The sequence below is a fragment of the Pseudomonas sp. GM55 genome (genome assembly GCF_000282395.1).
Lineage (GTDB): Bacteria > Pseudomonadota > Gammaproteobacteria > Pseudomonadales > Pseudomonadaceae > Aquipseudomonas > Aquipseudomonas fluorescens_CC.
Window position 1 is genome coordinate 36,179 of record NZ_AKJJ01000139.1, and the last position, 20,771, is coordinate 56,949.

At 59.2% G+C, this 20,771-nt stretch carries 15 protein-coding genes and 1 pseudogene; 5 read left to right on the forward strand and 11 right to left on the reverse strand.

Going from position 1 to position 20,771, the window contains the following annotated elements:
• Window positions 1–262: 262 nt before the first annotated feature.
• The 7 genes from argR to acs form a co-directional block, all read right to left on the reverse strand.
• Complete coding sequence (argR, locus tag PMI31_RS26770) at window positions 263–1,243, reverse strand: transcriptional regulator ArgR (protein WP_008022785.1); 981 nt, start codon at window positions 1,241–1,243, stop codon at window positions 263–265.
• Window positions 1,244–1,487: 244 nt separating this feature from the next.
• The gene (locus PMI31_RS26775) at window positions 1,488–2,252 is read right to left on the reverse strand and encodes an ABC transporter ATP-binding protein (RefSeq protein WP_008022787.1); all 765 of its coding nucleotides are present in this window, start codon (window positions 2,250–2,252) and stop codon (window positions 1,488–1,490) included.
• Between the two features lie 27 nt (window positions 2,253–2,279).
• Entirely contained in the window at window positions 2,280–3,392 is a 1,113-nt protein-coding gene (locus PMI31_RS26780; RefSeq protein WP_008022788.1) for a M14 family metallopeptidase, read from the reverse strand.
• A gap of 1 nt (window position 3,393) precedes the next feature.
• A complete protein-coding gene (locus tag PMI31_RS26785; protein WP_008022790.1) occupies window positions 3,394–4,092 on the reverse strand; it encodes an ABC transporter permease in 699 nt (232 codons plus the stop codon).
• The gene (locus PMI31_RS26790) at window positions 4,089–4,778 is read right to left on the reverse strand and encodes an ABC transporter permease (RefSeq protein WP_008022791.1); all 690 of its coding nucleotides are present in this window, start codon (window positions 4,776–4,778) and stop codon (window positions 4,089–4,091) included. The genes PMI31_RS26785 and PMI31_RS26790 overlap by 4 nt, the downstream gene beginning before the upstream one ends.
• Before the next feature lie 91 nt (window positions 4,779–4,869).
• Window positions 4,870–5,646 carry an ABC transporter substrate-binding protein gene (locus PMI31_RS26795; protein WP_008022793.1) on the reverse strand — a complete coding sequence of 259 codons (777 nt, stop codon included), beginning with the start codon at window positions 5,644–5,646 and terminating at the stop codon, window positions 4,870–4,872.
• A gap of 701 nt (window positions 5,647–6,347) precedes the next feature.
• A complete protein-coding gene (gene acs / locus PMI31_RS26800; protein ID WP_008022795.1) occupies window positions 6,348–8,303 on the reverse strand; it encodes an acetate--CoA ligase in 1,956 nt (651 codons plus the stop codon).
• Between the two features lie 471 nt (window positions 8,304–8,774).
• On the opposite strand from acs, the gene PMI31_RS26805 reads away from it, so the two are divergent.
• The 3 genes from PMI31_RS26805 to PMI31_RS26815 all read left to right on the forward strand — a co-directional run bounded on the left by PMI31_RS26805 (window position 8,775) and on the right by PMI31_RS26815 (window position 11,278).
• Window positions 8,775–9,038, forward strand: a complete 264-nt coding sequence (locus PMI31_RS26805; protein ID WP_008022797.1) for a DUF2790 domain-containing protein — start codon at window positions 8,775–8,777, stop codon at window positions 9,036–9,038.
• 188 nt (window positions 9,039–9,226) lie between these two features.
• Window positions 9,227–9,502: a hypothetical protein gene (locus tag PMI31_RS26810; protein WP_008022798.1), complete on the forward strand. Its 276-nt coding sequence runs from the start codon at window positions 9,227–9,229 to the stop codon at window positions 9,500–9,502.
• 528 nt (window positions 9,503–10,030) lie between these two features.
• Window positions 10,031–11,278, forward strand: a complete 1,248-nt coding sequence (locus PMI31_RS26815) for a ribonucleotide-diphosphate reductase subunit beta (protein ID WP_008022799.1) — start codon at window positions 10,031–10,033, stop codon at window positions 11,276–11,278.
• Between the two features lie 123 nt (window positions 11,279–11,401).
• Here the strand turns inward: PMI31_RS26815 and PMI31_RS26820 are convergent.
• The 3 genes and pseudogenes from PMI31_RS26820 to PMI31_RS26830 form a co-directional block, all read right to left on the reverse strand.
• Window positions 11,402–12,207 (reverse strand): annotated as a pseudogene (locus tag PMI31_RS26820) (HNH endonuclease).
• Window positions 12,208–12,424: 217 nt separating this feature from the next.
• Window positions 12,425–15,928 (reverse strand): alkaline phosphatase family protein, encoded by a 3,504-nt coding sequence (locus tag PMI31_RS26825; RefSeq protein WP_008022803.1) that lies wholly within the window; start codon window positions 15,926–15,928, stop codon window positions 12,425–12,427.
• A 173-nt stretch (window positions 15,929–16,101) separates the two neighbouring features.
• Window positions 16,102–17,868, reverse strand: coding sequence for a SulP family inorganic anion transporter (locus PMI31_RS26830; RefSeq protein ID WP_008022805.1), 1,767 nt, complete (start codon window positions 17,866–17,868; stop codon window positions 16,102–16,104).
• A gap of 119 nt (window positions 17,869–17,987) precedes the next feature.
• Here PMI31_RS26830 and PMI31_RS26835 point away from each other — a divergent pair, with 119 nt between their 5' ends.
• Complete coding sequence (locus PMI31_RS26835; protein ID WP_008022808.1) at window positions 17,988–18,953, forward strand: hypothetical protein; 966 nt, start codon at window positions 17,988–17,990, stop codon at window positions 18,951–18,953.
• Window positions 18,954–19,073: 120 nt separating this feature from the next.
• A complete protein-coding gene (locus tag PMI31_RS26840) occupies window positions 19,074–19,391 on the forward strand; it encodes a helix-turn-helix transcriptional regulator (RefSeq protein ID WP_008022810.1) in 318 nt (105 codons plus the stop codon).
• 144 nt (window positions 19,392–19,535) lie between these two features.
• On the opposite strand, the gene PMI31_RS26845 is transcribed toward PMI31_RS26840, so the two are convergent.
• Window positions 19,536–20,594: an MBL fold metallo-hydrolase gene (locus PMI31_RS26845; protein WP_008022812.1), complete on the reverse strand. Its 1,059-nt coding sequence runs from the start codon at window positions 20,592–20,594 to the stop codon at window positions 19,536–19,538.
• Window positions 20,595–20,771 lie beyond the last annotated feature (177 nt).

Sequence of the window (20,771 nt, forward strand, 5' to 3'; positions counted from 1 at the left end):
GGGTTTACGGCAATGCGACATATAGGGTCGCAAAGGCGCAGTTTAACTGTCCGACAAGGTTAACGGCAGGGTTGCCAGGATTAGATTTGCCGAACCGGCTCGCACTCTGACCCAGCGCCGCACCTTTATCATCGCACGCGGATTTGCCTGGGCATTGTTCTGCGCCCAAGGATTGGCACGATGCCAATGTATAAAGATAGAAATTGAACAAACCCTCGCGCAGGTCATGGGCGTTCAGCCCATGCCCCTTGTCAGCCGAGGGTTAACCGCGCTCCGGCGGCACCGACGACAATTCGAACGGGCTACTGCTGCGCCGCTGGTTGCGATCTTCCCGCGGCGTGGCACCGAAGAAATTGCGATAGGCGCTGGAGAAATGCGGCCCCGAGGAAAAGCCACAGGACAGGCCGATCTGGATGATCGACTTGCTGGTTTGCATCAACATCTGCCGGGCCTTGTTCAGGCGCAGCTCCAGGTAGTACTGGCTCGGCACACGGTTGAGGTATTGCTTGAAGATCCGCTCCAGTTGTCGACGGGACACGCACACGTGCTGGGCGATTTCGTCGGTGGTCAGCGGCTCTTCGATGTTGGCTTCCATCAACAGCACGGCTTGAGTGAGCTTCGGATGACTGGAACCGAGGCGGTTCTGCAACGGAATGCGCTGGCGTTCGCCGCCTTCGCGGATACGTTCGACCACCAGCTCTTCCGACACCGCACCGGCCAGCTCCGCACCGTGATCACGGGCCAGCACCGCCAGCAGCAGATCGAGCACCGACATGCCGCCACACGCGGTCAGGCGATCGCGATCCCAGTCGAACAGGTGACTGGTGGCGATGACTTTCGGGAAACGCTCGGCGAAATCGTCCTGCCAGCGCCAGTGCACGGCTGCGCGATAACCGTCGAGCAAACCAAGCTGCGCCAACGGATAGACACCGGCCGACAGACCACCGATCACACAACCGGAACGCACCAGTTGCTTGAGCGCACTGCTGAGCGCCGGCGCAAGAGCGGTCGGCGGCTCGTCGGCGAGCAGGAACAGTTTCTGTAGATTCTCGAGCTTGCCGCTCCAGGGTTCGCCGGGCAGCTGCCAGGCACCTTCGGCTGGCAGTTCGGCCTGCAGGAACGACAGTTCATAAACAACGTCCGGATGCACACGCTGGGCAACACGCAAGGCCTCCTCAGCCAGCGCAAGCGTCAGTGCTTTAGTGCTGGGCCAAATCAGGAAACCAATTCGATGGGCAGTCATGGGCGAGCGATCCGAAGCGAAGAACAGTGATGAAGGCATGGGCCAATGCTAGCCCGTAAATGAACACAAATCGCAAAACCGGTAACGATACCCTGTAGGAGCCGGCTTGCTGGCGATAGCGGTGGATCAGTTTAAATACCTGTCACAGACATACCGCTATCGCCAGCAAACCGGCCCCTACAAATCGGGGCCGGCCTCTAATTTGTGAAGCATGCACTATCGCGGTGCACAACGGCAGTTCTGATTACTTCAGGCTACCCGAGAGGAATTGCTGCAAACGCTCGGATTGCGGGTTCACCAGCACTTCGCGCGGGTTGCCGCTTTCTTCCACCAGACCTTTGTGCAGGAACACCAACTGGTTCGACACTTCACGGGCGAAGCCCATTTCGTGAGTCACCACCACCATGGTCCGGCCTTCCTGGGCCAGGGCCTGCATGACTTTCAACACGTCGCCCACCAGCTCCGGGTCCAGTGCCGAGGTCGGTTCGTCGAACAGCATCACTTCCGGCTCCATCGCCAGCGCACGGGCAATCGCCACGCGCTGTTGCTCGCCGCCGGACATGTGGCCAGGGTAGGCGTCCTTGCGATGCGCCACGCCCACCTTGTTCAGGTAGTGTTCGGCTTTCTCGCGAGCTTCAGCCTTGGACACGCCCAGCACGTGCACCGGCGCCTCCATGATGTTTTCCAGCGCGGTCATGTGCGACCACAGGTTGAAATGCTGGAACACCATCGACAGGCGCGAACGCATGCGTTGCAGCTGCTTCGGGTCGGCGGCCTTCAGCGCGCCTTCCTTGTTCGCCACCAGCTTCAACTCTTCGTTGTTGAGCAGGATCTTGCCCGCGTGCGGCTGCTCCAGCAGGTTGATGCAACGCAGGAAGGTACTTTTGCCGGAGCCACTGGAGCCGATGATGCTGATCACATCGCCGGCTGCCGCTTTCAGGGACACGCCCTTGAGCACTTCGTGACTGCCATAGCGTTTATGCAGGTCTTGGACTTCAAGCTTGTACATGCGGTCGGTTCTCACAAAAACAGTCAGTCAGTCGTTGAGCAAGCGCCCGTGACGCAGCGCTTCGCGCCCCGCCACCTTGGCCAGCCAGAAACCGGGTTGGGCATAACGCAGCCGTTCAATGGCAAACAGCACCCCGGACGTACCAGCACACACCGTGCTGACCCGATCCGCCAACGGATCGATCACCTCAAAAATCTCGTCACCTGCTTCAACCCACTCACCGGGTTTGCGCAGGAAACTCACCACACCGGGGTGTGGTGCCAACAACAGCTCAGTGCCTTCGAACGGCATGCCTTCGCAAGGCTCCTGCGCAGGTTGCGGCCATTCACCACCGATCAGGCCTTGCTCGGCGAGAAACGCCAGAATGCCCTCGGCGTGGGCGCTGGCTTCCACGCGACCGGTGTCGGCCTGCCCGCCTAATTCAATGGTAGTTGCCAGACAGGCCAGCGGAATCTTTGCATCCGGGAACAGACGCGACAGACGCAACCACGGCAACGAGCAGGCTTCGTCGAACGAACTGCCACCGGAATCTTCCGCCAGCAGACCGACCCGCACATTCAGGTGCGCAGCCAGCGAACGCCACTGCGGCCAGTGCTGCGGCAAGGCATACATGTGCAGCGCCGCTTCGGCATCGCAATGCAGGTCCAGCACGACATCGGCGGTGCAGGCGTGGCTGAGCAGCACGCGCTGCATGCCTTGCAACTGGCTGCTCGCCTCTGGCAATGCGGCCAGATGATCGGCCATCGCCTGACGGATCAGGCGAATGTTGGCGTGCGGATCATCACCGAGGCTCTCGGCCAGCGCAGCCGCAACCGGCGCGCTCAACTCAACGAAGTCGCGGTTGAAGTTCTTGCCGCTGCCCGCCTCGAAACGCCCCTGGTGATTGCCCTGAAGCAGTTGACCGAGGCCCAGTGGATTGGCCACCGGCACCAGCTCGATCACACCATTGAGCAGGCCCTGAGCTTCGAGTTCGGCCAGACGCTTTTTCAGCTCGAACGCGGTGCGCATGCCCGGCAGTTCATCGGCGTGGAGGCTGGCCTGGATGTAGGCCTTGCGCTCACCACTACCGAAGCGGAACACCGAAATCCGGCGTTCGCTGCCCAGGTGGCTCCACGGCAAAGCATGATCGATGCGCTCCATATCAGTGCTTCCGCGGGGCCAGGTAGCCCAGCCAGCGGCGCTCGGCCATCTTGAACAGCTTCACCAGCATGAAGGTCAGGCACAGGTAGAACACGCCGGCGGTGATGTACGCCTCGAACGGCAGGTAGAACTGGGCGTTGACCGTGCGCGCGGCACCGGTGATATCGATCAGGGTCACGATGGACGCCAGACTGGTGGTCTGCAGCATCATGATCACTTCGTTGCTGTACTGCGGCAGCGCGCGGCGCAGGGCCGACGGCAGCAGGATGCGCTTGTACATCTTGATCCGCGACATGCCCATGGCCTTGGCCGCTTCGATCTCGCCGTTCGGCGTGGCACGCAGGCTGCCGGCGATGATTTCGGCGGTGTAGGCGCTGGTGTTGATTGCGAATGCCAGGCACGCACAGAAGGTTGCGCTGGACAGCCACGGCCAGAAGAAGCTTTCACGCACCGCTTCGAACTGCGCCAGACCGTAGTAGATCAAAAACAGCTGCACCAGCATCGGCGTGCCGCGGATCACGTAGGTGTAGAGCCAGGCCGACATGTTGACGACCGGGCTCTTCGAGACGCGCATCAGGCCCAGCGGCAATGCACACAGCAGGCCGAAGAACAGCGACAGCGCGAGCAGTTTGAGGGTGGTCACCAGGCCGCCAAGGTACAGCGGCAAGGCCTCCCAAATGACGTTGTAGTCGAAGATCATAGCTCAGCCGCCCTTACGCCTACCGAGTAGCGCTTCTCAAGGTGACGCAATGCCAGCAACGAGACACTGGTGATCACCAGGTACAACGCCGCCACTGCGAGGAAGAAGGTGAAAGGCTCGCGGGTGGCATCGGCCGCCTGCTTGGCCTTGAACATCATGTCTTGCAGACCCACCACCGAAATCAGCGCGGTGGCCTTGGTCAATACCAGCCAGTTGTTGGTGAAACCCGGAATCGCCAGACGAATCATCTGTGGCACCAACACCCGGAAGAACACCTGGAAACTGCTCATGCCGTAGGCCATGCCGGCTTCGGCCTGACCCTTGGGGATCGCCATGAAGGCGCCACGGAAGGTTTCCGACAGATACGCACCGAAGATGAAGCCCAGGGTGCCGATACCGGCCGCCAACGGGTTCAGGTCGATGTACTCGTCATAGCCAAGCATTGGAGCGACACGATTGAGCAGGTCCTGGCCGCCGTAGAAAATCAGCAGGATCAGCACCAGGTCGGGAATACCGCGGATCACCGTGGAATACAGATCGCCCAGCCAGGCCAGCCAGCGCACTGGCGAAAGACGCAGTGCCACGCCGATCAGACCCAGAACAATGGCCAGGGCCATGGACGACAAGGCGAGCTGAAGCGTCAGCCAAACGCCATCGAGGATGACAGCCCCGTAGCCTTTCAACATGATTCAGGTCCTCGAAAGTTGGGATGAAAAAATGGCGCAAACCTCAGAGATCCTGTTGCTTGCGCCATTTCGGACTTGTCGCTTGGACGTATTACTTGCCGTAGATATCGAAGGCGAAGTACTTGTCCTGGATTTGCTTGTATTTGCCGTTCTCGCGAATCGACGCGATGGCGGCGTTGAGCTTGTCCAGCTCAGCCTTGTCGCCCTTGCGAACCGCAATACCTACGCCGTCGCCGAAGTATTTGACGTCGGTGAACGCAGGGCCGACAAACGCGAAGCCTTTACCGGCGTCGGTTTTCAGGAAACCGTCATCCAGCAGCGTAGCGTCTGCCACGGTGCCGTCGAGGCGGCCGGCGGCCACGTCGAGGTAAATTTCGTTCTGCGAACCGTATGGCTTGATCTCGGCACCCAGCGGGGCCAGGACTTCGCGGGCGAAACGCTCGTGGATCGAACCACGTTGCACGCCGATGTTCTTGCCCTTGAGCTCGGTCAGGCCTTCGCTGACCTGAGTGCCGGCCTTCATGACCAGGCGAGCCGGGGTGTTGTAGTACTTGTTGGTGAAGTCCACGGACTTCTTTCGATCTTCAGTGATCGACATGGACGACAGGATCGCGTCGATCTTGCGCACTTTCAGCGCCGGGATCAGACCGTCGAACTCTTGCTCGACCCACACGCACTTGACCTTCATCTCTTCGCACAGGGCGTTGCCGATGTCGTAGTCGAAACCCACGATGCTGCCGTCCGGCGCTTTCGACGCGAACGGAGGGTAAGCCGCTTCAATACCGATTTTCAGAGGTTTTTCATCGGCGAAGGTTGGCAGGGACAGCACGGACAGTGCCAGGGCGCCAAGCAGCACGAGTTTCTTCATCTTGGGACTCCATCGGTAAAGGGCTAAAACGGCAGAGTGAGCGACAGCCCAATATGCGAATGAGTGGAACCGGAAAGCGTTGCTGCGTCCTGGGAAGCGGGCGTTGAAATTCAACACGGGCAACGACGAGCGAGTGATCGGCATTCTAACGACAGGCCCGAAGCCGATATTTCTTCAATGCGACAACTAATTACAGAAGCACTGAGAATGCCGTTTCGGCACGTTGACAGCCCTGCAAAATCATGCAAAGGCAAAAGACATTGAACCGATCTATATTGCAAATTGCGGGCCTATTATTGGCAAACCCTTCTAATCCGGCAAGCACAGCGTAGGGTCTTATTTTTCATCAGTGGTTTTGAGGCCCCGATACAGGGCGGGCGTTTCCCAATGCCCCGTACTGGCGCGATGCGGTTACACATTCAGTAACCTGAAAGATCGCGGGTAACAGTAGGAAAATGCCGACAGAGGAACCCGATAATTATTGGTAGATGTTGCTGTATTGCCTGACAGATCGCCTTCGCGGGCAAGCCCGCTCCCACAGGTTTTTGTGGTGTGGTTCGGATCGCATTTACACCGCGAATCCCTGTGGGAGCGGGCTTGCCCGCGATGAGGCCAACCCAAACAACACAAAACTCAAGCCCAGAAAAAAGCCCCACCCGGCGCAATGCCAGGCGGGGCTTCAAGTGACTCAGAATCGCCGCTTACGCAACATTCATCATCTTGTGCGTATCAATCAAATGCTGCACCACACCCGGATCAGCCAGGGTCGAAATATCCCCCAACCCCTCATACTCAGCCGTCGCAATCTTGCGCAGAATCCGGCGCATGATCTTGCCCGAGCGAGTCTTTGGCAGGCCCGGCGCCCACTGGATGACATCGGGTGAAGCAATCGGGCCGATCTCTTTGCGCACCCAGTTTTTCAGCTCCAGGCGCAGTTGCTCGCTTGGCTCTTCGCCATTTTTCAGGGTGACATACACATAAATGCCCTGCCCCTTGATGTCGTGCGGCACACCAACCACAGCGGCTTCAGCGACTTTCGGGTGAGCGACCATCGCGCTTTCGATCTCGGCGGTGCCCATGCGGTGGCCGGACACGTTGAGCACGTCGTCCACGCGACCAGTGATCCAGTAGTAACCATCGGCATCGCGACGGGCGCCGTCACCGGTGAAGTACATGCCGCGGAACGTCTTGAAGTAAGTGTCGACGAAGCGGTCGTGGTCGCCATACAGCGTACGCGCCTGGCCTGGCCACGAATCGAGAATCACCAGGTTACCCTCGGCCTCGCCTTCGACGATGTTGCCCAGGTTATCCACCAGTGCCGGCACCACGCCGAAGAACGGACGCGCCGCAGAGCCCGGCTTGAGGGCGTGAGCGCCCGGCAGCGGGCTCATCATGTTGCCGCCGGTTTCGGTCTGCCACCACGTATCGACGATCGGGCAACGGGACTTGCCGACATTCTTGTAGTACCAGTCCCAGGCTTCCGGGTTGATCGGCTCGCCGACCGAACCCAGCAGGCGCAGGCTGCTGCCGTCAGCGCCTTCAACAGCGGCCGTGCCCGAGGCCATCATGGCGCGGATCGCGGTCGGTGCGGTGTAGAGGATGTTGACCTTGTGCTTGTCGACGATCTTCGCCACCCGGGTGATGTCCGGGTAGTTCGGCACGCCTTCGAACAGCAGCGTGGTCGCGCCGTTGGCCAGAGGGCCGTAGACTATATAACTGTGGCCGGTGACCCAGCCGACGTCGGCGGTGCACCAGTAGATTTCACCCGGGCGATAGTCGAACACGCGCTCGTGGGTCATGGCCGCGTACAGCAAGTAGCCGCCCGTGGTGTGCTGCACGCCCTTCGGCTTGCCAGTAGAGCCGGAGGTGTAAAGGATGAACAGCGCTTCTTCGGCGCCCATCTCTTTCGGCGCACTAACGGTGCCGGCCACTTTCATCAGGTCCTCGAACCAGATGTCGCGATGCTGGTTCCACTTGATGTCGCCACCGGTGCGCTTGCACACGATGACTTTCTGGATGCTGCTGGTTTCCGGGTTGGTCAGCGCGTCGTCGACATTGGCCTTGAGCGGGATTTTCTTGCCGGCACGAATGCCTTCGTCGGCAGTGATCACCACTTTCGAGCGGCAGTCGATGATGCGACCGGCAAGGGCTTCCGGCGAGAACCCGCCAAACACCACCGAGTGAATCGCGCCGATCCGGGTACAGGCCAGCATGGCGACCACGGCTTCGGGGATCATCGGCATATAGATAGTCACCACGTCGCCGCGGTGCACGTCCTGACCACGCAGGGCGTTGGCGAACTTGCAGACTTGCTCGTGCAGTTCACGGTAAGTGATGTTGCGGCTTTCGGCAGGGTCATCGCCCTCCCAGATGATCGCCACTTGATCGCCGCGCTCGGCCAGATGACGGTCGAGGCAGTTGTAGGAAACGTTCAGGGTGCCGTCGGCGAACCATTTGATGTCGACATGGTGATCGTCGAAGGAAGTCTGCTTCACCGTGGTGAAAGGCTTGATCCAGTCGAGGCGCTTGGCTTGCTCGCGCCAGAAGCCGTCCGGGTTGACGACCGACTGCTGGTACATGGCCTTGTAGGTCGCCTCGTCGGTCAGCGTGTTAGCCAGAACCTCGGGACGAACGGGATACAGGGAAGCCGCACTCATCTTTCTTACCTCGGTGGAATAGTTGTTTTTGTATGGCCCTGTTGTAGCCCGGGCCGGGCCTATAGAACCATTCGACGATGGTAGTAACAAGCCCCTACAAAATGTCGTGAATACCCCTACTCCGCCCACAGTTCCCTGTAGGAGCGAGCCCTGCTCGCGATGGTCGTCAACGATAACGCGCCCAACCTGATACCCCGCGGTGCCCTCAGGTTCATCGCGAGCAAGCTCGCTCCTACAAAAAAGAAGAGGTTATTCGGGGATTGTTACAGGATCTGTCAAAGGTGTTTATCAAAACCACGGCTATATGAACTTATCCGCCACCCCTAAAATCTGCCACGCCAACCCGGCAACCTGAGTTAACCAAGTTACAGCCCCCACGAAGGCAGTTAACCCAAACCCAGTAGTTCAGCTCCACACGCAACCCCAAAAAGGTTGCGTGAACCCACTCGACCTTAGAAAGGTAAAATTCAAATGAAAGCTTTATTGGTTCTGGCCCTCAGCAGCGTGTGCGTAACCGCCATGGCAGGCGAGGTCCCGGCTGATGTCGCGCAGCAACAACCGCCCATTGAGGAATACACTTACTCGATGAACCTGGACATCGCCAAAGTGATCTCCATGAGCGAAGCCCCGAATGTTTGTGAAGTTGTGCCAATGAAAATGGAATACGAAGATTCCAACGGTCAACGGCATATCCTGCGTTACAGCGCGATGGGCAACGGTTGCTCTAACGGCTGATCCTGCTTCACCCCTCCCCCGAAAAGGTTCGACCCACCCGCCGCAATCAGGCAGATGAAGCGCCGAACCTTAATGATCGATTAAATCGATTATTGTAAGCATTTATTTGCGCTTTTTAATCGAAATAGTCGGCGTAGTATCAATTGCAACCCAAGACAAACGACGCCCAAGAATCTGGAGCACTGACCATGAAAACCCAACTGATCCTCGCCCTCACCCTCTCCGTACTGGCTGCCAACACCTTCGCTGCCGATGGTTACGACCGCACTGGCTCGGCTGCTTACACCAGCGAAGCCTCTGTCGCTTCCGACGGTTACGACCACACCGGTTCAGCGTTCTTCGCAGCCGATGGCGCAGACCACATTGGCGCAGGCAAACTCGCTTCCGACGGTTCTGATCACACCGGCGCCGCCCGCCTCGCCGCCGATGGTGCCGATCACGTCGGTGCCGCTCGCCTGAGCTGAGCCGCCAGCACGACTTCATGGCCCGACTTCGGTCGGGCCTGGTTGTGTCTGGAGCCCGAGAAAACCCCACCGAAACACAAGATGTAGTGAAAAAAGCCTTTTTTGGTTATTTCTTGAGCAAAAATAATCCAGGGCAAAAACCCAGGAAAAAAAATCTTCCCCCGCCAACATCGTTCAAAGCCCTGTAAACCCTCGCTCTGACCGAAAAACGGTCGCCGTCGACCGATCCGTGAGCCATTTCGTCGCACCACAGCACGCAAAACTTCCCTATAATGCGGGGGTTAAACGGGCCTGCAATATTCCCTTACAGGAATGAAAAGCCAGTCTGAAGCCCCGCACAAGCCATCAAAGCTTGCTGCGCCCATCAGTGGCTCTCGGAACCCCGTACAAAATTCTGTTTGATGCCTGCGTATAGCTGCTGCAAAAAACGATTCCTTTAGATCCAACGCGGCCAGTAAGGCCGTGTGAAAAACCGACCTATCCAATTTCACACGGGCACACTGGCCCTCACGCAGGAGACGACACGTCATGCTGAGCTGGGACGAATTCGACAAAGAAGACACGGAAGTAGCAGTCAAGAGCGCCAACGCCGGCCACGCCGCCGAAGCCAACATGGACCGTCTCGACAGCGCTGGCGGTGCCGCCGCCCTGGAAGCCCGTGCCGTGACCGCCGCTGACTCCGCCGCAGTTGCCCGCGCCAAAGCCGCCCTGGATTCGCTGGACGTGGCCGAAGGCCTCGCCGAACTCGAAGGCGCCTCCGCCCGTGTCGCCGTTGACGAAAAGCGCATGATCAACTGCCGCGCCGACCTCAACCAACTCGTACCCTTCAAGTACGACTGGGCCTGGCAGAAGTACCTGGACGGCTGCGCAAACCACTGGATGCCGCAAGAAGTCAACATGACCGCCGACATCGCCCTCTGGAAAAACCCGGAAGGCCTGACCGACGACGAGCGCCGCATCGTGATGCGCAACCTCGGCTTCTTCTCCACCGCCGACTCCCTGGTTGCCAACAACCTGGTCCTGGCCGTGTACCGCCTGATCACCAACCCGGAATGCCGCCAGTACATCCTGCGCCAGGCTTTCGAAGAAGCGATCCACACCCACGCCTACCAGTACTGCATCGAATCGCTGGCCATGGATGAAGGCGAAATCTTCAACATGTACCACGAGATCCCATCGGTCGCGAAAAAAGCCACCTGGGGCCTGAAATACACCCGCTCGATCTCCGATCCGAAGTTCGAAACCGGCACCGTCGAAACCGACAAAGAACTGCTGCGCAACCTGATCGCCTACTACTGCGTCCTGGAAGGCATCTTCTTCTACTGCGGCTTCACCCAGATCCTCTCCATGGGCCGCCGCAACAAAATGACCGGCGTCGCCGAGCAGTTCCAATACATCCTGCGCGACGAATCCATGCACCTGAACTTCGGCATCGACGTGATCAACCAGATCAAAATCGAAAACCCGCATTTGTGGGATGCTGAAATGAAGGAAGAAGCTTCGCAGATGATTCTGCAGGGCACTCAGCTGGAGATCGAATACGCTCGTGACACCATGCCTCGTGGTGTGTTGGGCATGAATGCGGCGATGATGGAGGACTATCTGAAGTTCATCGCTAACCGTCGTCTGAGCCAGATTGGTTTGAAGGAAGAGTATCCAGGGACGACTAACCCGTTCCCTTGGATGAGCGAGATCATGGACTTGAAGAAAGAGAAGAATTTCTTTGAGACTCGGGTTATTGAGTATCAGACTGGTGGGGCGTTGAGCTGGGATTGATTCTGGCTTGAGTTACTTGCTTGAAAAAGGTCGCCAAATGGCGGCCTTTTTTTTAAAAAAAGCGAATTATCCACCTTAAAATGCTTTTCTTGACAGGGGTAATCCGCTAGCGACTACTTTAGATCAATCGTCGAAAACCCATCGACCACGCTTCATGCTTTTCAGTTCCTCAACACTCAGCAGCGTTCCGGGTTTTCGATGAACAACCGCGTGGCAGTTTGCGCAGAGAGTAATCAGGTCCGTCGTAGGGTCTATAACTGATTCTCCTCATATTCAGAAATTGGCTTCACATGGTGCACATGGATGAAGCCTCTTGCGTGCTCGCCGTACGCTTTCTCGAAATCAAAATCACAGGCTTTGCAACTGAGTCCATGAATAGCTATTGCCTGACGCCGAAGTTTTGGACGGCGCTCATATTTCACACCGAAATATGAGATTTTTTTCCCTTCGGTACCGATGACCCTAGTTTCAAAGTCCTGCGCACCACCGGCTAGGCTGGGATTGTCGACTTGATCCGACTTCAGCACCGCATGGGCATAGATGCTGTCAAACACGGTTTGATCAATCGCCCGGACACCGTTACGCCAGTAATTATCCTTGAGCTTTGGAGGAATCTGTTCCAGATACTTTTCACCAACTTTGTTCGGGACTGCAAATTCAAAGGGTTCAAAGCCATCAATGACTGCAAACAAGTCACCTTTTGTGCTGTTCTTGTCTGCATGCACCTTCCCAATTCGAGCAACTCCAAAATAATGAGGTTGGGCGCTAAGGCGCCGATCCGAAAAGGCCTTATTTCTCATTTTGCCTTTGTAATACAGCACCGCGGTTCCTTCGGTAAGAATCGCTCTGTACTGCTTCGGAAAGTGGTAAAGGTCACCTGTTTCATCGGCCCACTTCGATTCATCATTTTCGACAATGACTGCTGGCATCCATTCATCCTCTTAGCGGAGGATGAAGCCTACCAAATTAAGAGAAAATTCCTACACGACCAGCGAAAGAATCCTATGCACGGGCGATCTGGCGAGATCGCAGCCTTCGGCAGCACCTACACCGACCGGATCCCCCCGTGGAATCGAGGCTCTATGCAAATCCGTAGGAGCTGCCACAAGCTGCGATCTTTCGCGGTATGGCATTGGAGCAGGCACCTCACCTCCCCAACCCACTAATCCGCCAAGGACACACCGCCGCCCTAACCCCACTAGGCCCAACAATCTCCGGCGTCTGCCCCAACGATCTCGCGCTCAACACACTCCCCACCCGCTCAATCAACTGATCAAACCCCAACGTCGCATCCTCCTGATGCAACTTGCGCAGTTGTTCAACCAGGGCATAGGTGAACGCGCCGTAGCTGTTCGACCCCACCTCATACTCATTGGCCTTTTCGTTCTCCCGCGCAGCGTAGAGCATCAGCGGCATGTAGGGCCCGTGGTGGCCGTAGAGTCTGGTTTGGCGCAGCAGTTGGGCTTTTTTCTCCGGGCGCAGGCCGGTGGCGGCGCCTTGGGTGGTGCGGGTGCGGGTGAGGCCGCGGGTTTTGTTGTCTTGTTCGCTGAAGTCGCGGCGGTCGGCGTCGGTGGCGTAGACGCGGCGGTCCCAGTCGCCGGCGTAGGGGTCCCAGCGCAGCATGCGGTGGCGGATGTCGCTGGGTGGGGTGATGCCGCGCACGCGGCCGTTGCCGCGGGTCATGCCGCCAGCGTAGCAGCAGTCGAACATGACGGTGAGTCTGGCGCCGTGGCCGTCCGGGTCGAATGGCAGGTGGCTGTAGAACTGGCGGAACAGTTTGTCGGTGAAGTGGGTGCTTTCGTCGTCCCAGTCGAAGTCGTGGAGCACCAGGGTTTCGTCCATGCAGTCGGCTTCGCCGCTGCTGCTGTAGACCGGCAACTGGGTGCCGTGGCCGGAGTAGAACAGTACGCGCTCGTCGCCGGCACGGGCGCCTTCCACCAGCCATTCGAGGCGTTCGACGAAGTTGGCCCGGGTCGCTCGGGCGTCGTGCAGCAATCGGATGTCGCCGGCGTCGTAGCCGCTTTCCTGAAGCATGCGGCTGATCAGGTAGGTGTCGTTGATGCAGCCCTCGAGGCGTGCGCTCGGGTCGAGGTAGTCGTTGATGCCGACCACCAATGCGCGACGTTTGCGTTGGCCGCTGCGGGACAGGAACGCCGGCACTTCCAGCGCTCGCGCCGCCACCACATCGCGGGCCAGTTGCGGCCACAGGCCGGTCTGGCTGGTGGGTGAGGACAAGTAGGCCTGGGCGGCGTGATTGAGGTCGAGCAGGTCATCGCGCAGCGGCACGCTGAACTCGGTTTGCAGGTCGACCCGCGCTGAATCCGGCGAGGTGATCGGCCGGGTCAGCAAGCCGTCGTTGGGGTTGTGGAGGTGGAACCAGCGGCGGATGCCTCGGCCGTTTTCGCTCAGGCGCAGCACCCGCCCGCCCCACACTTCGCGCATCACCAGCGGCAGTGCGATCGGCGAGCCGAAGCTGACGAACACTCGGCCATCGATGCGTTTGAGTGCCGAGCCTTTTTTTGCCACCGAGCGGCGCAGGGCGTCATAGCCGATCAGGCTGCCCAGGCCTTGGGCGAAGATGATCTGCGGATTGAAGGCCTCGATCTTCTCCAACAGATGTTGCGTCAGTTCAGTACGCAACTCGGCGTCTTCGATCCATTGCACGATGGCGCCAACTGTGGTGCGCAACATCTGATTGACCGGCAGGCCCCAACTGCCGAAGTTCTCGTCGGCCTTGCCCCTGGCGTCGGCGCTCAGCATCGCCAGGCCTCGGGTGATCTGGGCGAAGTCCGGCCCGTCCTTGAGTTGCTCATCGAAGGACAGGAAGTCGATGTCCTGGTCATCGATGGGGCGGCCGTTCTGTGCCAGTTGAGTACGGATCAATGTGCGCCACTGGTCCTGCCAGTTCGCATCGATGCCGCCCTGCCCCTGGCCGGCTGGCGTGAACCCGACACCTGGCAGGCACAGGACGCGCAGCCGTGTTGGCGCGACTTCCGCTCCCGGTTCTGCCAAGGCTTTGCTGGCAGGCACTGCAACGGGGCGAACGGCTTGACCCTGGGCGGTGACCATCAAATCCTGCAGGCGCCGCAGTTTCGCCTCCAGGCTGTCGGCACTGGGCGCGGCAGGCGTGAGCGCGGCCTGAGCCGGATCAGCCAGGGCGCGGCTGCGGTTGCCGAGAAAACCGCTGACCCATTGGGCGCTGCTCTTCCAGATCTGCTCTGGGTCGAGGCCGTCGAGGTAACCGGTGGCGCTGTCCACCACTTGCCGACTCTGGGTCGCCAGTTCCGACTCGATCAATGGCAACCCGACGCGACTGGGCACCACGGTGGCCGCCAGTTTTGGCGCAGCCGTTACGCCTGGTGCAGTACGCCAGATGGGTGCATTGCCAAAGTGCTGCGCCGCGACCACTCGTGGGCCAAGGGCACTGCGCGGTAATTTGAAGTGATCACAAAGAAACGCCAGCAGGCTGGTGTGATCGTAATGCTGGGCCTGGACGTTACCCGTCCAGGGAATCAAGCCTGGCTTGAGCCACGGCGAGGCCAGGATCGCCGGAACACGCACACCGAGGCGGGTGAAGGGATTTTTCCATGGGACATCGACCGTTGAACCGGTCGCCACGCAAGTCGGCGGCACCACGTGGTCATGGAAGCCGCCATGTTCGTCGTACAGCAGCACAAACAGGGTTTTGTTCCAGACAGCGGTATTGGCCGACAAGGCATTGAACACCTCACCGACAAACTGATCGCCGAAGCGCAAATCTTCGGGCGGATGATGCGACACATTGGGCCCGAGTTTGCCGTTGAGCAGGCCATAGCTCGGCTCGATCCAGGACAGTTCAGGGAGTTTGTTGCCGGCGACGTCCGACTTGAAGTCGTCGATGCTCAGGTGCTGCAAACCACCCTTGACCAGTGCCGCCAGCGGAATCGCGCCATCGGAATAAATCCGCGCGTCGTGGCCGTTGTTGCGCAGCAGCGAAAAAATACTCTCGCCACCGAACTGTGCGATCAGGCTTTTGATACCGGCCAGCACTGTGCCAGTGGAAGGCATCAGCAAGTGACCATTGCAACTGCCGAGCATGGCAAAAAAACGGTTCGGCCAGGTGGGGCCCGGAACTGAGGAAAACCAGCGATCACACACGGTGAAATTGCGCGCCAGTCCGTGGATGGCCGGCAACGTATCCTTCGCTGGCGTGGCGCCGAACGGGATGTAGTTCATCGCCCGTTGGGCCATGGACTGCGACCAGGTCTTGTACACTTTCAGGTCGCTGCGGGCCTTGTCGTAGGCGTCCTGGGCAAACCCGGCGAGCGTAGGGTTGGCCGGGCTGGTCTTGAAGGAGACGCCCAGTTGTTTTTCCACGTTGACGAACTCGTGGCCGAGGTCGAAACCCTCGCTGTTGCTCGGCGGTAGTGCCGGAGGCAGAGGGGGCGGCGGCGCCCACAAGCTGTAGTTTTCCGGGAACTCCGATGCCTGGGTGATCACCGTCGAATTGCCATTGGCCAGCTTCAGCGGGTTGGTGCTGGGCGCCTTGCGGTTGATACCGTCACACGCGGCATTGATGCTTGTGTAATCCCCCAGCAAATGGTCGAACGAACGGTTTTCCATCATCAGCACGACGACGTGCTCAATTCCGGCGGGCCAGTTATTGGGCATGGAGCGCTCCCTGATGTGAAGTCTCGATTTCGGCCTCTCGGGTTTCACGGCAATCAAGGCCAGGATGGCTGGTCAATCCGCCTGGCCCGGCGCTTGAGCATGAGGCAGGCGGCGATTCGATCTGCCAGACAACGCTAGTCAGGCGATAGGGGCTTGTCCAATGGCGGGAGCACCTATCCTTTCACCCAATCCACCGAATACGTCGCCACATAGCTATCCACAGCCGCCCCAACCGTCGGAAAAAACGCCGTCTCCCCCAACCGCGCAAACAACCCGAAGCGCTTGAGCTTGTCCTTGACCGGGTCTTTCATTTCGGCAATGCACAACTCGATACCCGTCGCGTGCAGGGTGTCGTCCAGTTCGGCCAGCATGTCGGCGGAGGTCACGTCGACGCTGGTGACCGGCTCTGCGGCAACCACCAGCCAGCGCACGGGGGTGGGCGATGCCGCCACGGCGTCCAGCACGCGGTCATGGAACAGCTCGGCGTTGGCAAAAAACAAAGGCGCATCCCAGCGAAACAGGACCAGGCCGGGTATCAGGCGCGCGTCGGGGTAGCGTTTGATGTCGTGGTAGCCCTTGACCCCGTCGGCGCGCCCCAATACCGCGGAGTAAGGGCGCCAGGCATCCCAGAGGAATTCAATGATCGCAATCACGATGGCCAGGCCGATGCCCTCGATCGCGCCGAACACGGCCACGCCGACCGTACAGACAATCGATAGCCAGCATTCCCAGCGCTGGATGCGATAGATCCGTCGCAGGTCGCTGATCTCGATCAGGCCAATGGCCGAGGCGATTACGACCGCCGCCAGTGCGCTGGACGGTAAATGTTGCAGCAGGTCCGGTGCCACCACCAGCAGCAAGGCCACCGCCAGCGCGCCGACGACGCCGGTCAGTTGGGTTTTGGCTCCGGCGGCCTCGGCCACGGGAGTCCGTGACGAGCTGCTGCTGATCGGGAAACCCTGGAAAAAACCGGCCGCCAGGTTGGCGATACCGAGGCCCACCATTTCCTGGTTCGGGTTGACGTAAGTACGGGTTCGCGCCGCGTAGACACGGGAGAGCACGCTGGTGTCGGCGAACGAGACGAGTGCGACGGCGCAACCACCGATCAGAACCGGGACGATGTCGGCGCTGGTGATCCAGGGGATGGCGAAGCCGGGCAAACCTTGCGGGAGCGAACCGAGGACCGACACACCGGCGCGTGTCGCAAGGTCGAATACACCTACGGCGACCGTCGCGCCTGCCACGGCGATCAGGATGCCCGGCCATTGCGGTCTTCTTTTGAGCAACAGGATCACTGCCAGGGTGAGCCCGCCGACCATGAATGTGGTCCAGTTGACCTTTCCCTCCATCACCGCTGAGGCGATGGCCCCCAGGTTTCTCAATGGACCGCCAGACTCAATCGAAAAGCCGAACAGCTTGGGCAGTTGGCTGATCAATACGGTCAGTGCGATGCCGTTCATGTAGCCGTAGCGGATCGGCGTGGACAGCAGCTCGGTCACAAAACCCAGGCGCGCGAGACCGGCCAGGATACACACCGCTCCCGAGACGATCGCCATCATCCCCGCCAGGGCGACGGCTCGCTGCGGATCGCCGCCGGAGAGAGGAATGATGACCGCAAGGATGACAGCCACCAGGGACGAATCCGGTCCCATCACCAGAATCCGGCTGGGGCCGAACACGGCATAGAACAGCAGCGGAACGATAGTCGCGTACAGGCCATAAATGCCGGGCACGCCCGAGGCCACCGCATAAGCAATACCGACCGGCACCAGCATCGTGGTCAGCACCAGGCCGGCCACGATATCGTAACGCAACCATGCCGATTGGTAGTCGCGCAGCATGCCCAGCCCTGGCAGCCAGCGGCGCCAACCGGTCGGTTCATCCCGACGTGCTATCCGGCCCGGCTCCGGGAGGGGGGGCGATGCATCTGAATGGCTCATGAAACCGCCCTCATTGATGGACTGTGCAGACCCGGCGATATCGAAGTGATCTCAGTGTAGCTATTGCTTCGAATGCGCCATCACTGGAAGCTGTTCGCATAAAGGATTTGGAACCCGACATGAAATTCGACCTCGCCTACTGCCTCAGCCTCAACGACAAGTTGTCGATCTATGACGTTCGGGATCTGAATTTTGACGAGACGATGGCGTTCGATTCGGCCAAGGAGCATTTCCAGTGCCCCAACGATGCCTGTCGTTTGGCGTTCGATGCGACCAATGAGCTGGGCACCTTCAACGCCAGGAATGTGAATTACGTGCGCACACCGCACTTCAAGAACCTGCCGAGTACGCGGCATGTCGAGGGGTGTCCCTATGCAAGCCTGAAGACACCAGCATCGGGTGTGGAGGATGCAGAAACGGATGACAGTCGCGAGGAGCATTTCCCGTCGGAATTGTTACTGACCAGGCGCGAGTATGTGCGCAAGCCGTCCAGTCCGAAGGTCGCAGCGGACGGGGTGCGGGATGAGTCGTTGACGCCTTCGGCGCCAAGCAACGTCGAGCAACCGGGCAGAGAGTCAGCACCGGACAAGACCAGCATCTTCGCCCACCCGGTGGAGTGCTTTGTGTCGAACTTCGACGACAAGGATTTGCTCAAGCGTGTGCCGCTGAAGATTGGCGAGCACACCGCGCCCTACGGGTCGTTTTTCAAGAAGATCGAGTACCTGCAAGACAACAAGGGGCTGATCTACTGGGGCAAGGTCAAGGAGATCAAGGACTACACCCAGAGTTTTCGCATCGATTTCGAGAAGAAGGTCTGGTTCGAGAAGAAGCCTTACTCGGTCAATGTCTACCTGAGCAAAAAGCTGATCGACAGCTACCGCAAGCGCAAGGCGTTCCTGGAGGAGATCAAGCACGCCATTGAGAGCGGGCGGGAGTTGTACTGCTTCTTTTATGGGGTGACGCCGGAATTGAAGCAGGTGCCGAGCAAGAAAAATCCCGAGCAGACGTTCGGAGTGTTCAGCGCCAACATCGAGAATCTGGATCACTTTATCGTGCGGGAAGCGCCGGGGTTGGCGGACAAGTAAGCGCAGCGCCGTTCGTCTGCCTGAAAAGACAAATCAAAAAATGCGTTTGATCCGGGCTCAAAACAACTGTACAAAAACACAGTATATTTTGAACCAACACTCTCGAGCCCGGAGAACACCATGGCCTCTCAAGCGATGAAAATCACCCTGGAACGTATCGCCCTCTTCCAATTCACCCCGGCCCACTGCGCCCAGGCCCGAGCGATGCTGGGCTGGAGTGTGGAAGAGCTGTCGCGGGAGTCCCGAGTCTCGGTGGATGCCATTCAACGCTTCGAGGCGCGCCAGGAAGTGCTGGATGTCACGCGCCTGGCGCTGGCCTATCGGCTTGAAGCCGAAGGGTTGGTGTTCTTCCCGGGGTTTGCGCCGGGACGAGGGATGAATGTGAAAGGGACTACGCCGAATCCGGTTGGGCGGGCGGATTTTGCGATGGTTGAGTGAGACAACTCTTTGACTGACGATAAATGCCCCCCTGTAGGAGCGAGCATGCTCGCGATGGACGTTAACGATAACGCGTGCTGTCTGAATGATCGCGTTGTCCAGATGTTTTTCGCGAGCAAGCTCGCTCCTACAGGGCCCATCACTCTACGCGTTCTGCGCCACCACCCGATCACTCTCCCCTTCCACCGCCAGCCACCACGCCCCACCGCGCTGCGGATGCATCAGGTTGAACGCTTCTCCCATCTGCGGTGTGGTGATCGATACGTTGCGCTCCCAGGCCAGGGCCAGGATGCGGTCGAAGGGTTCGTACCAGGCGTGCATCGACAGGTCGAACGTGCCGTTGTGGATCGGCAGTAGCCAGCGGCCCTTGAGGTCGATGTGGGCTTGCAGGGTTTGTTCGGGTTGCATGTGCACGTGCGGCCAGTCGACGTTGTAGGCGCCGGTTTCCATCAGGGTCAGGTCGAATGGGCCGTACTGTTCGCCGATGCGTTTGAAGCCGTCGAAGTAGCCGCTGTCGCCGCTGAAGAAGAGGCGTGTGTCGCCGTCGATCATCACCCACGAAGCCCAGAGGGTGCTGTTGCTGTCGAACAGGCCACGGCCGGAGAAATGCTGCGATGGGGTGGCGATGAACTGGATGCCATCGACTTCCGTGCCTTGCCACCAATCCAGTTGGCGGACTTTGCTGGCGTCGATGCCCCACTTGATCAGGGTGTCGCCTACGCCCAGCGGGGTCAGGAAGTGTTTGGTCTTGTCCGCGAGCTTCAACACAGCCGCGTGATCCAGGTGGTCATAGTGGTCGTGGGACAGGATCACCGCTTCAATCGGTGGCAATTGTTCCAGGCTGATGGGTGGCTGGTGAAAACGCTTGGGGCCGGCCCATTGCACGGGCGAGGCCCGCTCGGCGAAGACCGGGTCGGTGATCCAGAACTTGTCGCGCAACTTGAGCAACACGGTGGAGTGGCCCAGGCGATAGACGCTGTGGTTGGGCGCTGCGATCAGCGCGGCTTGAGTCAGGGCTTGCACCGGGACGGGCGCGCTCGGGCGGGTGTTTTGCGGTTTGTGGAACAGCGCGTTCCACAGGATGCCCATGGTTTTGCCAAAGCTTAAACGTTGAATCGGCGTGAAGTTTTGATACTGCCCTTGAGCCTGTCGGGACGCTTCAGGTGTGGAGGCGTTGTCCGCCGGGGAGTTTGAATTGGCCATGTCTGAATGACTCCAGAAAAACCGCGCATGACGCGATTCTCCGCTTTGGGACGATAAATGGCCAAGGCACGCACGCATCAGCCGGACTTTCTATTTTTTACTGGGCAGGATTAACAAAACATTACACTGCACAGTGTAGTTTCTAGGTTGCATCAAAGTCGATGACAAGTAAACTAC

What these genes read in the sequence shown, in the direction of transcription:
- argR (WP_008022785.1), bottom strand. Translation starts at nt 1,243, where the DNA reads ATGACTGCCCATCGAATTGGTTTCCTGATTTGGCCCAGCACTAAAGCA.
- PMI31_RS26775 (WP_008022787.1), bottom strand. Translation starts at nt 2,252, where the DNA reads ATGTACAAGCTTGAAGTCCAAGACCTGCATAAACGCTATGGCAGTCAC.
- PMI31_RS26780 (WP_008022788.1), bottom strand. Translation starts at nt 3,392, where the DNA reads ATGGAGCGCATCGATCATGCTTTGCCGTGGAGCCACCTGGGCAGCGAA.
- PMI31_RS26785 (WP_008022790.1), bottom strand. Translation starts at nt 4,092, where the DNA reads ATGATCTTCGACTACAACGTCATTTGGGAGGCCTTGCCGCTGTACCTT.
- PMI31_RS26790 (WP_008022791.1), bottom strand. Translation starts at nt 4,778, where the DNA reads ATGTTGAAAGGCTACGGGGCTGTCATCCTCGATGGCGTTTGGCTGACG.
- PMI31_RS26795 (WP_008022793.1), bottom strand. Translation starts at nt 5,646, where the DNA reads ATGAAGAAACTCGTGCTGCTTGGCGCCCTGGCACTGTCCGTGCTGTCC.
- acs (WP_008022795.1), bottom strand. Translation starts at nt 8,303, where the DNA reads ATGAGTGCGGCTTCCCTGTATCCCGTTCGTCCCGAGGTTCTGGCTAAC.
- PMI31_RS26805 (WP_008022797.1), top strand. Translation starts at nt 8,775, where the DNA reads ATGAAAGCTTTATTGGTTCTGGCCCTCAGCAGCGTGTGCGTAACCGCC.
- PMI31_RS26810 (WP_008022798.1), top strand. Translation starts at nt 9,227, where the DNA reads ATGAAAACCCAACTGATCCTCGCCCTCACCCTCTCCGTACTGGCTGCC.
- PMI31_RS26815 (WP_008022799.1), top strand. Translation starts at nt 10,031, where the DNA reads ATGCTGAGCTGGGACGAATTCGACAAAGAAGACACGGAAGTAGCAGTC.
- PMI31_RS26825 (WP_008022803.1), bottom strand. Translation starts at nt 15,928, where the DNA reads ATGCCCAATAACTGGCCCGCCGGAATTGAGCACGTCGTCGTGCTGATG.
- PMI31_RS26830 (WP_008022805.1), bottom strand. Translation starts at nt 17,868, where the DNA reads ATGAGCCATTCAGATGCATCGCCCCCCCTCCCGGAGCCGGGCCGGATA.
- PMI31_RS26835 (WP_008022808.1), top strand. Translation starts at nt 17,988, where the DNA reads ATGAAATTCGACCTCGCCTACTGCCTCAGCCTCAACGACAAGTTGTCG.
- PMI31_RS26840 (WP_008022810.1), top strand. Translation starts at nt 19,074, where the DNA reads ATGGCCTCTCAAGCGATGAAAATCACCCTGGAACGTATCGCCCTCTTC.
- PMI31_RS26845 (WP_008022812.1), bottom strand. Translation starts at nt 20,594, where the DNA reads ATGGCCAATTCAAACTCCCCGGCGGACAACGCCTCCACACCTGAAGCG.